The following is a 15052-nucleotide window of genomic DNA, read 5'->3' on the forward strand; positions in this document are numbered from 1 at the left end:
CGGCCGCGATGCGTCGGGAAGTCGGGCGCGGTCGACACGGGCACCTCCCTAGAGCAAAACTGAACCTGATGTTAGATTCAGATTTGGATCTTGGCCATGCCCTGTGACGGGAGCCGCATGATGATCAAGCCGCACAACACCAACACCGAATTCGAGCTCGGCGGCATCAACCACGTCGCGCTGGTGTGCGCCGACATGGCGCGGACCGTGGACTTCTACTCGAACATCCTCGGGATGCCGCTGATCAAGTCGCTCGACCTGCCCGACGGCGCCGGGCAGCACTTCTTCTTCGACGCCGGCAACGGCGACTGCGTCGCGTTTTTCTGGTTCGCCGACGCCCCCGACCGGGTACCGGGCATCTCGTCGCCGGGCGCCATCCCGGGCATCGGGGACATCACCAGCGCGGTGAGCACCATGAACCATCTGGCGTTCCACGTGCCCGCCGAGAAGTTCGACGACTACCGGCAGCGGCTCAAGGCCAAGGGCGTGCGGGTGGGCCCGGTGCTCAACCACGACGAGAGCGACCGGCAGGTGTCGGCCACCGTGCATCCCGGGGTCTATGTGCGGTCGTTCTACTTCCAGGATCCCGACGGGATAACGCTGGAATTCGCCTGCTGGGTCAAGGAATTCGGCGCCGGCGACGCCACGGCGGTACCCAAGACCGCGGCCGACCGGCGCCCCGCCGTGGAGGCCGTACCCTAGCCCGATATGACCGAGGGCATTTTGTCCGACGCGCAGATCGCCGCGCTGACGCCCGAGCAGCGGCGCGACCTGATCGTCCGGCTGGAAAAACCCCTGAGCGACGTGATCGACCCGGCGCTGCTGCACCGCATCCGCCGCATCCGGCTGGGCCTGATGGTCGGGGGGTCGCTGGCCATGGTTCCCTGGCTGAGCTACCTGGCCATGACGCTGCCGCAGAACTACGTCGCCCACAACTGGCCGGTCACCTGGATCGGTTTCGACATCCTGCTGGTCGTGTTCATGGTGACGACGGCGACCCTGGGTTACCTGCGTCGTCAGCTGCTGGTCCCGGCCGCCTTCACCACCGGGGTCCTGCTGGTCTGCGACGCGTGGTTCGACCTGATGACCGCGGGGCCGCGGGACGTGTGGCTGTCGGTCGTGACGGCGCTGCTGATCGAGCTGCCGCTGGCCGCCTTCATGATCCTCAGCGCGGTGCGCATGATGCGCTTCACGATGATGCGGCTGTGGCTGCTCAATCCCGGGATGCGGCTGTGGGACCTGCCGCTGTTTCCGTGATGCGGTACAGGTTCGGCTCGGCGAGCTCGTCGAGCAGCGACGCCAGCTGATCGACCAGCTGCTCCGGCTCGAGCCGGACGTCGCCGGCCAGCCAGGCGCTGAGCGTCTGCCCGACGCCGCCGACCGCGAAATGCGCCGCGGCCATGATGCGTTCGTTTGCCGGGACGCGCAGCGTGTCGCCGACGTACTGGCCGGACAGCATTGCGAACAGGGCGCTGGATTCGGCGCGCTTGCGCACGATCACCGGGTTGGCCAGCTTGGTGGAGAACAGCAGCCGCCCGATGCGGGCGTCGCCGGCGACCGTCCGCACGATGTTGGCCATCCCGGCGCGCGTCTGCTCGGGCACCGGCACCGCCGCCACCGCCGCCTGGGTGGTGGTGGCCAGCTCGGCGACCACCCAGTCGAACACGCCGCCGACGAACGCGTCTTTGTCGGCGAAGCTTTCGTAGAAATAGCGCGCCGCCAGGCCGGCCTCGGCGCAGATGCCGCGGACGGTCAGCTCGGAGATGTCCTGCCGCTCGGCCCCCAGCAGCTCCAGGCCGGCGGCCAGCAGCCGGCGGCGGCGGCCGGCCAGCCGCTCGGCCGCCTCGACCCCGCGGTAGGGGCGCGCGCCGGCTGCTTCGGGCATAGCCCCCATCTTGACACCGGGCCGGTGACGGGACAACATCAGGAAACAAGCGTTCGCAGATTTTGCGGGCCGGGGCCAGGGAGGACTCACGCATGGCAACTCACGAGGTCGTTCGGCAGCCGGTCCGGCACGTGGAACGACCCATCACCGACCCGCCCCTGCCGTCGGGGCGGCGCCGCCGGCGCCGGCGCGCACTGGGCGTCGACGAGGGGTTGATGGGGGTGGCCCTGCTGGCCGGACCCGCGAACGTGATCATGCAGTTGGCACGTCCCGGGGTCGGCTACGGGGTGCTGGAGAGCCGCGTCGAAAGCGGGCGGGTGGACCTGCACCCGATCAAGCGGGCGCGCACCACCTTCACCTACCTCGCGGTGGCGAGCAACGGCAGCGAGGCCCAGAAGGACGCCTTCCGCCGCGCGGTGAACCGGGCGCACGCGCAGGTGTACTCCACCGCGGAGAGCCCGGTGGCCTACAACGCCTTCGACATCGACCTGCAGCTGTGGGTGGGGGCGTGCCTGTACAAGGGCGGCGTCGACATCTACCGCATCTTCATCGGCGAGCTGGACGGCGACGACGCCGAGCGCCACTACCGCGAGGGCATCACGCTGGCCACCACGTTGCAGGTGCCGCCGGAGCGGTGGCCGGCCGACCGGGCGGCCTTCGACCGGTACTGGCAGGAGTCGCTGGACCGGGTGCACATCGACGACGCCGTCCGGGACTACCTGTATCCCATTGCGGCGGGCCGCATTCGGGGCGTGTCGCTACCGCGCCGGCTGCAACGCATGTCGGACGACTTCAACCTGCTGATCACCACGGGCTTTCTGCCGCAGCGGTTCCGCGACGAGATGCGATTGCCCTGGGACGCCGCCAAGCAACGCCGCTTCGACCGGCTGATGGCCGTGTTGCGCACGGTCAACCGCATGCTGCCGCGCTTCGTGCGCCAGTTCCCGTTCAACGTCCTGCTGTGGGACGTCGACCGCCGGATCAGGACGGGTCGTCCCCTGGTCTGAGATGGCGAACCGAGCCGAATCGGCCGAAGTCCCGGTCCAGGGTCACGGGCGGCGAGGACGGACCGGGCGCTGATCCAGGTGGTCACGGGCTCTCGTCAAGAACCTCGTAGAGCGCACGGTTGGACGTCAGGTCGAGTCCCGGCCGTGGGCCCGTGCCGCCGGTGAATATCGGGACCGTGGGGCGGCGGCTGCGGTCGCCCACCGCGGCGAGCTCACGACGGAGGGCGTCCTCGATCACCGAACCAAGCGTTTGACCGCGCTCGCGGGCGCGGCGCTTGGCCGCAACCAGCAGTTCATCGGGGGATCGAGATGGTGGTGCGCATGATGCGATCTACGTATCGACACGGGCGCGACCCCCTATTGAAAATGATTTTCAAGTTCAGTAGGCTCCGATGCTGGTAAATCACCAGCGGAGGGGTATCGCGCATGACGCTGTGGATGGCGTCGCCGCCGGAGGTGCACTCGGCGTTGCTGAGCGCCGGCCCGGGGCCGGGATCGCTGCTCGCCGCGGCCGGGGCGTGGGAGGCGCTGAGCGGCGAATACGCCTCGGTGGCCGACGAACTCATCACCGTGCTGGCATCGGTGCAAGCCGGCGCATGGGAGGGGCCCAGCGCCGAGTCGTACGTGGCCGCGCACGCTCCCTATCTGGCGTGGTTGACGCAGGCCGGCGCCGACAGCGCGGCACGGGCGGCCGAGCACCAGACGATGGCCGCGGCCTACACCGCGGCGCTGGCGGCCATGCCGTCACTGCCGGAACTGGGCGCGAACCACGTCGTGCACTCAGTCCTGGTGGCTACCAACTTCTTTGGCATCAACACCATCCCGATCGCGCTCAACGAGGCCGACTACGTCCGGATGTGGATCCAGGCCGCCACCACGATGGCCGTCTATCAGGCTCAGGCGGACGCCATCGGAGTGCTGACGTCGCTGCAGAACAGTCCCGGGGTGCCGCCGATCATGAAGGACTTCTTGAACTGCGTCGGCAATCAGCAGCTTGCGCACGACCCGACCGTCGACAACCCCCTCGACAACGTCATCGCCCAGATCCTGCAGAACTTCGGGGTGAACTGGAACCCCGCCGAGGGCACGGTGAACGGGCTCGACTACGACACGTATGTGGACCCGGGCCAGCCGCTCTACTGGGTCGTTCGATCGCTCGAACTCTTCGAGGACTTCCAGCAGTTTGCCGTGGAACTGCAGACCAACCCGGTCGGCGCTTTCCAGTACCTCATCAGCCTGGAGCTGTTCGACTGGCCGACTCACATCGCCGAGATCGCCCCCTACCTGGCGAGCCAGCCCGGGGTGTGGGCGGCCGCACTCGGCACGGCGGCCGCGCCCCTGGGCGGCGCGGGCGGACTCGCGGGGCTGGCGGGGCTGGCGGCCGCGCCCCAGCCGTCGCTGCCCGCGGCGGTGCCCGGCGCGGCGCCAGGCGGTCTGCCGGCCGTCTCGCCGCCCGCACCCGCCGCGCCGGCCGCGATATCGGCTTCGGCGGCCGCGCCCGCGCCCGCACCCGCCGCGAGCGCTGTCGCCGGCGCCGCGCCGCCGGCCGCACCGCCGGCCGCGGGCGGGGCCGGTTTCGTTCCGCCCTACCTCGCCGCACCGCCCGGCATTGGCTTCGGCTCGGGGATGGGCGCCGGCGCCGGTGCCGTAGCCAAGAAGAAGGCGCCCGAACCGGATTCCGCCGCCGCGGCCGCCGCGGCGAGCGCGCGGGAGGCGGCCCGAGCGCGGCGGCGCCGGCGGGCGCAACGGCACGACCACGGCGACGAATTCCTGGACATGAACGTCGAGCTGGACCCGGACTGGGACGCGCCGGCCACCACGGCGTCGGACCGAGGTGGTGGCGCGCTGGGGTTCGCCGGCACGGCGCCCCGGGAGTCGACGACCGCGGCGGCGGGCCTGACCACGCTGGCCGGTGACGAATTCGGCGGCGCCCCAATGGCGCCGATGCTGCCGGGCAGCTGGGATCCCGATCGCGCGTCGCCGTAGCCCAGCGGGGTAGGGTCGGTCGGGTGCGTAGCGAAGGCGATACCTGGGACATCACAACGAGTGTCGGCTCGACGGCGCTCTTCGTGGCCACCGCGCGGGCTCTTGAGGCGCAGAAGCCCGACCCGGTGGCCGTGGACCCGTACGCGGAGCTGTTCTGCCGCGCCGTCGGCGGGTCCGCGGCCGACGTCCTCGACGGCAAGGATCCCGACCACGCGCTGAAGACCGCCGACTTCGGCGAGCACTTCGTCAACTTCCAGGGCGCCCGCACCAGGTACTTCGACGAGTACTTCCGGCGCGCCGCCGACGCGGGCGTCCGGCAGGTGGTCATCCTGGCGGCCGGACTGGACTCCCGCGCCTACCGGCTGGACTGGCCGGCCGCGACGACGATCTTCGAGCTGGACCAACCCCAGGTGCTCGAATTCAAGCGCGAGGTGCTCGCCGGCCACGGCGCCCAACCGCGCGCCGAGCGGCGCGAAATCGCCGTCGACCTGCGCGAGGACTGGCCACAAGCCTTGCGGGACAACGGCTTCGACGCCGCCAAGCCGTCCGCGTGGATCGCCGAGGGCCTGCTGATCTACCTGCCGGCCAGCGCGCAGGAGCAGCTCTACACCGGCGTCGACGGCCTGGCCGGGCACGGCAGCCACGTCGCGATCGAGGACGGCGCGCCCCTCGCGCAGGACGAATTCGAGGCCAAGCGCGAGGAGGAACGGGCCGCGATGGCCGACGGCACCGAAGAGCGCCCGTTCTTCCAGCTGGTCTACAACGAGCAGTGCGCGCCGGCCACCGAGTGGTTCGGCCGGCGCGGGTGGACGGCCGTCGGCACCCCCCTGGCCGACTACCTGCGCCAGCTCGGCCGGCCCGTGCCCGGCCCGGACACCGAGGCCGGGCCGATGGTCGCCCGCAACACCCTGGTCAGCGCGGTCAAGGGCTGAGCGGAACCCGCGGGAACTTTCCCGCGCGTTCCCCCGACTACTAGCTGCGGGCTCGTCCGCCCGATCGCTAAGGAGTCGCCGCTATGACCGCGCCGGTGTGGATGGCGTCGCCCCCGGAGGTCCATTCGGCGCAGCTGAGCAGCGGTCCCGGCCCGGGTGGCCTGCTGGCCGGCGCCGCCGGGTGGAGCTCGCTCAGCAGCACCTACGCGTCGGTGGCCGACGAACTCACCGCCGTCCTGGCCGCGGTCCAGGCCGGGGCGTGGGAGGGACCCAGCGCCGAGCAGTACGTGACCGCGCACGCGCCCTACCTGGCGTGGCTGACGCGGGCCAGCGCCGACAGCGCGTCGGCGGCCGCCGCGCACGAGACCGCGGCCGCCGCCTACACCGCGGCGCTGACCGCCATGCCGACCCTGCTCGAGCTCGCGGCCAACCACGCGATCCACGGGGTGCTGGTGACCACGAACTTCTTCGGCATCAACACCATTCCCATCGCTCTGAACGAGGCCGACTACGCCCGGATGTGGATCCAGGCGGCCACCACGATGGCCACCTACCAGACGGTCTCCGGCGCCGCGGTCGCCTCGGCGCCGCAGCCCGACCCCGCGCCCCAGATCCTGCACGCCGCCGACAGCAGCGACGGTGACGACAGCGGCGACAGCGGCGGCATCGTCGACAACGACGGCGGCGACCCCTACCAGCTGAGCTGGTGGGAAAACCGCGTCCTCGAGGTCTTCCAAACCCTGGGCCGCGACGTCGAGGAATTTCCCGAGAACCCCGCCCAGGCCGTGTCCGGGGTCGAGTCCGACGTGCCGCTTCTGGTGGCCGACGAGGTCGGCCACGCGGCCGAGGCATACCAGGCGTTCGCCCCCGCCATACAGGCCCTGGCGCTCGCGGTGCCGCTCGCCGGCACCGGCGCGCTCGGCGGCTTCGCGGGCCTGAGCGGGCTGGCCGGGATCCAGCCGGCCCCGGCGCCCGCCGCCGCGCCGGCGCCCCTGCCCGACACGCCCGGCATGCCGGCGGCCGCGGGCTCGTCGGCCCCCGGCGTCGCGGCCGCCGCCCCGGCGCCGACCTCGGCCCCGGTCTCCGCGCCCGCGCCCGCCCCGGCGTCGGCGGTCGCCGGCGCGCCGCCCCCGCCGCCCGCCGGCGCGGCGGGCGGCGCCTACCCCTACCTGGTGGGCGGTCCGACCATCGGATCCAGCAACCGGATGAACGCGGGCGCCCGGCGGAAGGCGCCGGAGCCCGACAGCGCGGCGGCGGCCGCGGCGGCCGGGGCGTCGGAGCGACAACGGGAGCGGGCGCGGCGGCGCCGTCGGGCGGCGATGCACGACCACCAGCGCGGCCGCCGCTACGAGTTCCTGGACTCCGGCGCACCCGTCGCGTCGGTGCGCGGCGCGGGGGATCTGGGCTTTGCCGGAACCGCGCACAAGGGCGCCGCCGGGGCAACGGGATTGGCGACGCTGGCCGCCGGCGAGTTCGGCGGCGGACCGGCGGTGCCGATGGTGCCGGGAACCTGGGAGCGCGACGGATCTGACGAAAACGACCGGATTGATAATGAAAATGATTTTCAGTAAGCTCCGCGTGAAGCCGAATCTGGGAGGGGCCTGTCAAATCGCCCGCATCGGGTCCAAAATCCGAAAGTGCGGCAATGATCGACCTGTAACACCCTCACAATCGGCGCCAAGACGCGAGTGGAGGCGTGAGTCGCACGGGGCCCCAGGGCACCTCGACAACGCTGCTTAGGTAATGCTAACTTCAGGCGGTTAGGTAAGGGGAGGCTACATAGATGGGAAGTGGCCGTGGAACGCGGTGACGCCGGCGTGCTCGCAGCGCGGTCTGTCAACTCTGGATCGGACGGCAAGGTCGACGGCGACACCGTCAGCCGGTTCGCCACGTGTTGCCGCGCGCTGGGCATTGCGGTCTACGAGCGCCAGCGCCCGGCCGACCTCGCCGCCGCCCGCTCGGGCTTCACGGCGCTGACCCGCATCGCCCACGACCAATGCGACGCGTGGACCGGGCTGGCGGCCGCCGGCGACGTCTCCCTGCGGGTGCTCGAGGCCGTGTCGCGCACCGCGGCCACCGCCGGCACACTGCAGCGTCAGGTGGAGCTGGCCCCCGGGGCGCTGGGCTTCCGCTACGACAGCGGGCTGTACCTGCGGTTCCGCGCCGCCACCCCGGACGACTTCCACCTCGCCTACGCGGCGGCGCTGGCGACCGAGGGCCGGTTCGCCGCGGCGCACGAGATCGTCGCCGGCCTGTCCGCCCGCCGCCCCGGCTGGCGGGAGGCCCGCTGGGTCGCCGTCGTCCTCAACTACCGCGCCGAGCGCTGGTCGGACGTCGTCAAGCTGCTGACCCCGATCGTCAACGACGCCGACCTCGACGAGAGCTTCGCGCACGCGGTCAAGGTCGCCCTCGGCACCGCGCTGGCCCGGCTGGGCATGTTCGCCCCCGCGCTGTCGTATCTCGAGGAACCCGACGGCCCCGTCGCGGTGGCGGCGGTCGACGGCGCGCTGGCCAAGGGGCTGGTGCTGCGCGCGCACGTCGACGAGGAGTCGGCCGGCGAAGTGCTGCAGGACCTGTACGCGGCGCATCCCGAGAACGAACAGGTCGAACAGGCCTTGTCCGACACCAGCTTTGGGATCGTGACCACGACGGGGGCGCGCATCGACGCCCGCACCGACCCCTGGGACCCTGCCACCGAGCCCACCGCGGAGGACTTCGTCGACCCCGCGGCCCACGAGCGCAAGGCGGCGCTGCTGCAGGAGGCCGAACGCCAGCTCGCCGAATTCATCGGCCTGGAAGAGGTCAAAAACCAGGTGTCGCGGCTGAAGAGCTCGGTGGCCATGGAGCTGGTGCGCAAGCAGCGCGGGCTCACCGTGGCGCAGCGCACCCACCACCTGGTGTTCGCCGGGCCGCCCGGGACCGGTAAGACCACCATCGCCCGTGTCGTCGCCAAGATCTATTGCGGGCTGGGGCTTTTGAAGCGGGAAAACATCAGGGAGGTGCACCGCGCCGACCTCATCGGCCAGCACATCGGCGAGACCGAGGCCAAGACCAACGCCATCATCGACAGCGCCCTGGACGGGGTGCTGTTCCTCGACGAGGCCTACGCCCTGGTGGCCACGGGCGCCAAGAACGACTTCGGGCTGGTGGCCATCGACACTCTGTTGGCCCGGATGGAAAACGACCGCGACCGGCTGGTGGTCATCATCGCCGGCTACCGCGCGGACCTGGACAAGTTCCTCGACACCAACGAGGGCCTGCGGTCCCGGTTCACCCGCAACATCGACTTCCCCTCCTACACACCGGGCGAGCTGACCGAGATCGCGCACAAGATGGCCGAGCAGCGCGACAGCGTCTTCGAGCCCGCCGCGCTCGACCACATGGAGGCCCTGTTCTCGAAGCTGGCCACCGAGTCGACGCCGGACGCCAACGGGATCTCGCGGCGCAGCCTGGACATCGCCGGCAACGGTCGGTTCGTCCGCAACATCGTCGAGCGCTCCGAGGAGGAACGCGAATTCCGGCTCGACCATTCGGAGCACGCCGGGACCGGGGAGTTCAGTGACGAGGAGTTGATGACGATCACCGACCAGGACGTCGAGAAGTCGGTTGAGCCGCTGCTGCGCGGCCTCGGCCTGTCGGTGCCGGCATGACGAGTACCAACGGCCATGAGCCGCAAGAGGATCGGCGTTCGTTCTCCTCGCGGACCCCGGTCAACGACAACCCCGACAAGGTGGTCTATCGGCGCGGTTTCGTGACCCGCCATCAGGTCAGCGGCTGGCGGTTCGTGATGCGCCGGATCGCCTCCGGGATCGCCCTGCACGACACCCGGATGCTGGTCGACCCGCTGCGCACCCAGTCGCGCGCGGTGCTGATGGGTGTGGTGATCCTGATCACCGGCCTGGCCGGGTGTTTCGTGTTCTCCCTGATCCGGCCCAGCGGGTCGGCCGGCAACAACGCGGTGCTCGCCGACCGGTCCACCGCCGCGCTGTACGTGCGGGTCGGCGACGACCTGCACCCGGTGCTCAACCTGACCTCGGCCCGGCTGATCGTCGGCCGCCCGGTCAACCCCACCACGGTGAAAAGCGCTGAGCTGGACCGGTTTCCGCGGGGCAACCTGATCGGCATCCCGGGCGCGCCGGAACGGATGGTGCAGAACAGCGCGCGCGACGCCGACTGGACGGTGTGCGACGCCGTCAGCGGCCCCGCCCACGGCGCCCACAGCACGGGGGTCACCGTGATCGCGGGCCCGCCCGACGGCGACGGCGCCCGGGCCGCGGCGATCCGCGCCAACCAGGGGATCCTCGTCGACAGCGACAACGGCACCTGGTTGCTGTGGCAGGGCAAGCGCAGCCGGATCGACCTGGCCAACCACGCGGTCACCAACGCGCTGGGTCTGGGCGTCGGGGCCGGCGAGGCACCCGCCGTGCCCGCGCCGCGGCCGATCGCGCAGGGCCTGTTCAACGCGATTCCCGAGTCCCCGGCGCTGGCGGCGCCGCCGATACCGAATGCCGGTGGCCCGGCGGGCTTTTCGGTGCCCGCGCCGATCGGCGCGGTGGTGGTCTCCTACGGCCTGGAGCAGAACTCGTCGGGCACCCTGCACTACTACGCGGTGCTGCCCGACGGCCTGCAGCCGGTCTCGCCGGTGCTGGCCGCGATCCTGCGCAACTCCAATTCCTATGGCCTGGACCAGCCCCCGCGACTGGGCGCCGACGAGGTGGCCAAGCTGCCGGTGTCGCGGATGCTGGACACCGGCCGCTACCCCGACCAGCAGGTCGCTTTGGTGGACGCGGCGAAGGATCCCGTGACCTGTGCGCATTGGAAAAAGGCGGCCGGCGCCGCCACCAGCTCGCTGAGCCTGCTGTCCGGGTCGGTGCTGCCGGTGCGCGAGGGCGTGCGCACGGTCGACCTGGTGGGCGGCGGGTCCGCGGGCACGGCCACGCGCGTCGCCCTGGCGCCCGGCACCGGCTACTTCACCCAGACCGTGGGTGGCGGGCCGTCGGCGCCGGCCGCCGGCTCGTTGTTCTGGGTTTCTGACACCGGGGTGCGCTACGGCATCGACACCGAGGCGGGCGGGGCGGGCGACCCCGGCGGCCGCGGGAAAACCGTTGAGGCCCTGGGCCTGAACGCGCCCGCGGTTCCCATCCCGTGGTCGGTGCTGTCGTTGTTCGCGTCCGGCCCGACGCTGTCGCGCGCCGACGCGCTGCTGGCGCACGACGGGCTGGCGCCCGACACCAGGCCGGGCAGGCCGGTTTCGGCGGAAGGGGAGGGCCGATGAGCCGCCTGATCTTTGAGGCCCGGCGCCGGCTGGCGCCCCCGGCCACCCGCAAGGGCGGCATCACCATCGAGCCGCCCCCGGAGCTGCCGCGGGTGATCCCGCCGTCGTTCCTGCGCCGCGCGATGCCGTATGTGCTGGTGATCCTGATCGTCGGCATGGTGGTGGCGTTGGTGGCCACCGGGATGCGGGTGATCTCGCCGCAGACTTTGTTCTTCCCGTTCGTGCTGCTGCTGGCGGCCACCGCGCTGTATCGGGGCAACGACAACAAGACGCGCACCGAGGAGGTCGACGCCGAGCGCGCCGACTACCTGCGTTACCTGTCGGTGGTCCGGGACAACATCCGGACCCAGGCCACCCAGCAGCGCGCCGCGGCGGAGTGGTCGCATCCGGACCCGGCCGCGCTGGCGACGGTGCCGGGCTCGCGCCGCCAGTGGGAGCGCGACCCGCACGACCCGGACTTTCTGGTGCTGCGGGCCGGCCGTCACGAGGTGCCCCTGGAAACCGCGTTGCGGGTCAAGGACACGGCCGACGAGATCGACCTGGAACCGGTGTCGCACAGCGCATTACGCAGCCTGCTGGACACCCAGCGCACGGTCCGCGACGTCCCCACCGGGATCGACCTGGCCAAGGTTTCCCGGATCACGGTCCTGGGCGACGCGGCCGACATGCGCGCGGCCGTCCGAGCGTGGATCGCCCAGGCCGTCGCGTGGCACGACCCGACGGTGCTCGGGGTGGCGCTGGTCGCCCGCGACTTGGAGGGCCCGGACTGGTCGTGGCTGAAGTGGTTGCCGCACGTCGACATTCCCGGCGAGGTCGACGGTGTGGGCCCCGCCCGCTACCTGTCGACCAACGGCGACGAGCTGGTCGCGACGCTGGGGCCCGCCCTGGCCGACCGCACCGCGTTCACCGGCGCCCCCGCGGATGCGTTGCGGCACTTGCTGATCGTCGTCGACGACCCCGACTACGACGTGAACGCCTCGCCGCTGGCGCTCGGCCGCGCGGGCGTCACCGTGGTGCACTGCTCCGCCACGCCCCCGCACCGCGAGCAGTATTCGGATCCGGAAAAGCCGATCCTGCGGGTCATCCGCGGTGCCCTGGAGCGCTGGCAGACCGGCGGTTGGCAGCCCTATATCGACAGCGCGGACCTGCTCGGCGCCGACGACGCGGCGCACCTGGCCCGCCGGCTGTCGCGGTGGGACTCCAACCCGACCCACGCCGGGCTGCGCTCCGCGGCCACCCGCGGCGCGACTTTCACCACGCTGCTGGGCATCGGCGACGCGTCGCAGCTGGACGTACCGACGCTGTGGGCCCCGCGCCGCCGCGACGACGAGCTGCGCGTCCCGATCGGCGTCACCGCCACCGGGGAGCCCCTGATGTTCGACCTCAAGGACGAGGCCGAGGGCGGCATGGGCCCGCACGGCCTGATGATCGGCATGACCGGCTCCGGGAAGTCGCAGACCCTGATGTCGATCCTGTTGTCGCTGTTGACAACCCATTCGGCCGAGCGGCTGATCGTCATCTATGCCGACTTCAAGGGTGAGGCCGGAGCCGACAGCTTCCGGAACTTCCCGCAGGTCGTCGCGGTGATCTCGAACATGGCCGAGAAGAAGTCGCTGGCCGACCGGTTCGCCGACACGCTGCGCGGGGAGGTGGCCCGCCGCGAGACGCTGCTGCGGGAGACCGGGCGGCGCGTGCAGGGCAGCGCGTTCAACTCGGTGACCGAATACGAGAACGCCATCGCCGCCGGGCATGACCTGCCGCCGATCCCCACGCTGTTCGTGGTCGCCGACGAGTTCACGCTCATGCTGGCCGACCACCCGGAATACGCCGAGCTGTTCGACTATGTGGCGCGCAAGGGCCGCTCGTTCCGCATCCACATCCTGTTCGCGTCCCAGACGCTGGACGTCGGCAAGATCAAGGACATCGACAAGAACACGTCGTATCGCATCGGCCTGAAGGTGGCCAGCCCCAGCGTGTCCCGCCAGATCATCGGCGTGGAGGACGCATACCACATCGAGTCCGGCAAGGAGCACAAGGGCGTGGGCTTCTTGGTGCCCGCGCCCGGTGCCACGCCGGTCAAGTTCCGCAGCACCTACGTCGACGGCATCTACGAGCCGCCGCAAGCGGCGAAAACCCTTGTGGTGCAGGCCAACCCCGAGCCCAAGCTGTTCCGGGCCGGGATGGTGGAGCCCGACCACGGCACCGTGATATCCACCGGCGAGGACGAGGAATACGCCGGCCCGCCGCGCAAGCTGATCGCGACCATCGGCGAGCAGCTGGCGGGCTACGGGCCGCGGGCGCCGCAGCTGTGGCTGCCGCCGCTGGACGAGCCGATCCCGTTGACCGCGGCGCTGGCCCGCGCCGCGATCCCGCAGGGGCAATGGCAGTGGCCGCTCGGCGAGATCGACAAGCCCTTCGAGATGCGGCGCGACCCGCTGGTCTTCGACGCCACGTCCTCGGCCGGCAACGTGGTGATCCACGGCGGCCCCAAGTCCGGGAAATCGACTGCGCTGCAGACCTTCGTCCTGTCCGCGGCCAGCCTGCACTCGCCCCGGGAGGTCACGTTCTACTGCCTGGACTACGGGGGCGGGAAGCTGCGGGAGCTGGAAGGCCTGGCGCACGTCGGCAGCGTCGCGTCGGCCCTGGAACCCGAGCGCATCCGCCGCACCTTCGGCGAGCTGGAACAGCTGCTGCTGTCGCGTCAGCAGCGGCAGGCGTTCCGGGAACGGCACGGCTCGGCCCCCGATGACGGCTACGGCGAGGTGTTCCTGATCATCGACAACCTCTACGCGTTCGGCCGGGACAACACCGACCAGTTCAACACCCGTAATCCCTTGCTGGCCAAGGTGACCGAGCTGGTCAACGTCGGCCTCGCCTACGGCATCCACGTCGTCGTCACCACCCCGAGCTGGCTGGAGGTGCCGCTGGCGATGCGCGACGGGCTGGGGCTGCGGCTGGAGCTCAAGCTGCACGACGCGCGGGACAGCAACGTGCGGCTGGTCGGCGCGCTGCGCCGCCCCGCCGACGCCGTCCCGCACGACCAGCCGGGCCGCGGGCTGACCATGGCCGCCGAGCACTTCCTGTTCGCGGCACCGGAATTGGACCAGACCGCCGCGATCAACGCCCGCTACCCCGGGGTCTCCGCGCCGCCGGTCCGGTTGCTGCCCACCAACCTGGGGCCCGGCGCGCTGGGTCCGCTGTATCGGGGTGCGGAGCAGGTCGTGATCGGTCAGCGCGAAGAGGACCTCGCGCCCGTCGTCCTCGACTTCGCCGAGAACCCGTTGCTGATGGTGTTCGGCGACAGCAAGTCCGGCAAGACGACGCTGCTGCGCCACATCATCCGCACCATCCGCGAGCACTCCACCGCCGACCAGGTGGCGTTCACGGTGCTGGACCGGCGGCTGCACCTCGTCGACGAGCCGCTGTTCGCGGACAACGAATACACGGCCAACATCGACCGGGTCACCCCGGCGATGATCGGGCTGGCCAACCTCATCGAGTCGCGGCGGCCGCCGGCCGGGTTGTCGCCGGCGGAGCTGTCCCGCTGGACCTACCACGGCCACACGCACTACCTGATCATCGACGACGTCGACCAGATACCGGATTCGCCGGCGCTGAGCGGCCCCTACGTCGGGCAGCGGCCGTGGACGCCGCTGATCCCGCAGCTGTCGCAGGCCGCCGATCTGGGGCTGCGGGTGATCGTCACGGCGCGCGCCACCGGGTCGGGGCACGTGCTGATGACCAGCCCGCTGCTGCGCCGCTTCAACGACCTGCAGGCCACCACGCTGATGCTGTCGGGCAACCCGCAGGACAGCGGCAAGATCCGGGGTCAGCGGTTCGGCCGGCTGCCGGCCGGGCGCGCAATCCTGTTGGGCGACAGCGACAGTCCGACCTACGTGCAGTTGGTCAACCCGCTGGTGGGGGAGACCGCGATGTTTGGTGAAACGCAACAGAAGGGGAGTTAGTC

Annotated in this window: 10 protein-coding genes and 1 pseudogene; 9 read left to right on the forward strand and 2 right to left on the reverse strand. The window is 71.3% G+C overall.

Annotated features, from left to right (window positions below; translation table 11 throughout):
• Positions 1 to 120 precede the first annotated feature (120 nt).
• Both AC5Y4Z_RS23120 and AC5Y4Z_RS23125 read left to right on the forward strand, forming a co-directional pair.
• Entirely contained in the window at positions 121 to 702 is a 582-nt protein-coding gene (locus tag AC5Y4Z_RS23120) for a VOC family protein (RefSeq protein WP_499967316.1), read from the forward strand.
• 6 nt (positions 703 to 708) lie between these two features.
• Complete coding sequence (locus AC5Y4Z_RS23125) at positions 709 to 1257, forward strand: hypothetical protein (protein ID WP_499967239.1); 549 nt, start codon at positions 709 to 711, stop codon at positions 1255 to 1257.
• Here the strand turns inward: AC5Y4Z_RS23125 and AC5Y4Z_RS23130 are convergent.
• Entirely contained in the window at positions 1214 to 1885 is a 672-nt protein-coding gene (locus tag AC5Y4Z_RS23130) for a TetR/AcrR family transcriptional regulator (RefSeq protein ID WP_499967240.1), read from the reverse strand. The two genes, AC5Y4Z_RS23125 and AC5Y4Z_RS23130, sit on opposite strands and share 44 nt — an antisense overlap.
• A 92-nt stretch (positions 1886 to 1977) precedes the next feature.
• Between AC5Y4Z_RS23130 and AC5Y4Z_RS23135 the strand changes: the two genes are divergently transcribed.
• Entirely contained in the window at positions 1978 to 2892 is a 915-nt protein-coding gene (locus AC5Y4Z_RS23135) for an oxygenase MpaB family protein (protein WP_499967241.1), read from the forward strand.
• An 82-nt stretch (positions 2893 to 2974) separates the two neighbouring features.
• On the opposite strand, the pseudogene AC5Y4Z_RS23140 reads toward AC5Y4Z_RS23135, so the two are convergent.
• Positions 2975 to 3215 (reverse strand): annotated as a pseudogene (locus AC5Y4Z_RS23140) (ribbon-helix-helix protein, CopG family).
• Between the two features lie 103 nt (positions 3216 to 3318).
• Here AC5Y4Z_RS23140 and AC5Y4Z_RS23145 point away from each other — a divergent pair.
• From AC5Y4Z_RS23145 to eccCa, 6 genes are all read left to right on the forward strand, one after another.
• Positions 3319 to 4878: a PPE family protein gene (locus AC5Y4Z_RS23145; protein ID WP_499967242.1), complete on the forward strand. Its 1560-nt coding sequence runs from the start codon at positions 3319 to 3321 to the stop codon at positions 4876 to 4878.
• Between the two features lie 23 nt (positions 4879 to 4901).
• Complete coding sequence (locus AC5Y4Z_RS23150) at positions 4902 to 5810, forward strand: class I SAM-dependent methyltransferase (protein ID WP_499967243.1); 909 nt, start codon at positions 4902 to 4904, stop codon at positions 5808 to 5810.
• 83 nt (positions 5811 to 5893) lie between these two features.
• Positions 5894 to 7381 (forward strand): PPE family protein, encoded by a 1488-nt coding sequence (locus tag AC5Y4Z_RS23155; RefSeq protein ID WP_499967244.1) that lies wholly within the window; start codon positions 5894 to 5896, stop codon positions 7379 to 7381.
• Positions 7382 to 7606: 225 nt separating this feature from the next.
• Complete coding sequence (eccA, locus tag AC5Y4Z_RS23160; protein ID WP_499967245.1) at positions 7607 to 9460, forward strand: type VII secretion AAA-ATPase EccA; 1854 nt, start codon at positions 7607 to 7609, stop codon at positions 9458 to 9460.
• Positions 9457 to 11085 (forward strand): type VII secretion protein EccB, encoded by a 1629-nt coding sequence (gene eccB / locus AC5Y4Z_RS23165; protein ID WP_499967246.1) that lies wholly within the window; start codon positions 9457 to 9459, stop codon positions 11083 to 11085. The genes eccA and eccB overlap by 4 nt, the downstream gene beginning before the upstream one ends.
• A complete protein-coding gene (eccCa, locus tag AC5Y4Z_RS23170; RefSeq protein WP_499967247.1) occupies positions 11082 to 15050 on the forward strand; it encodes a type VII secretion protein EccCa in 3969 nt (1322 codons plus the stop codon). Before eccB ends, eccCa begins: the two co-directional genes overlap by 4 nt.
• Positions 15051 to 15052 lie beyond the last annotated feature (2 nt).

This window comes from Mycobacterium sp. NGS63 (assembly GCF_059812295.1).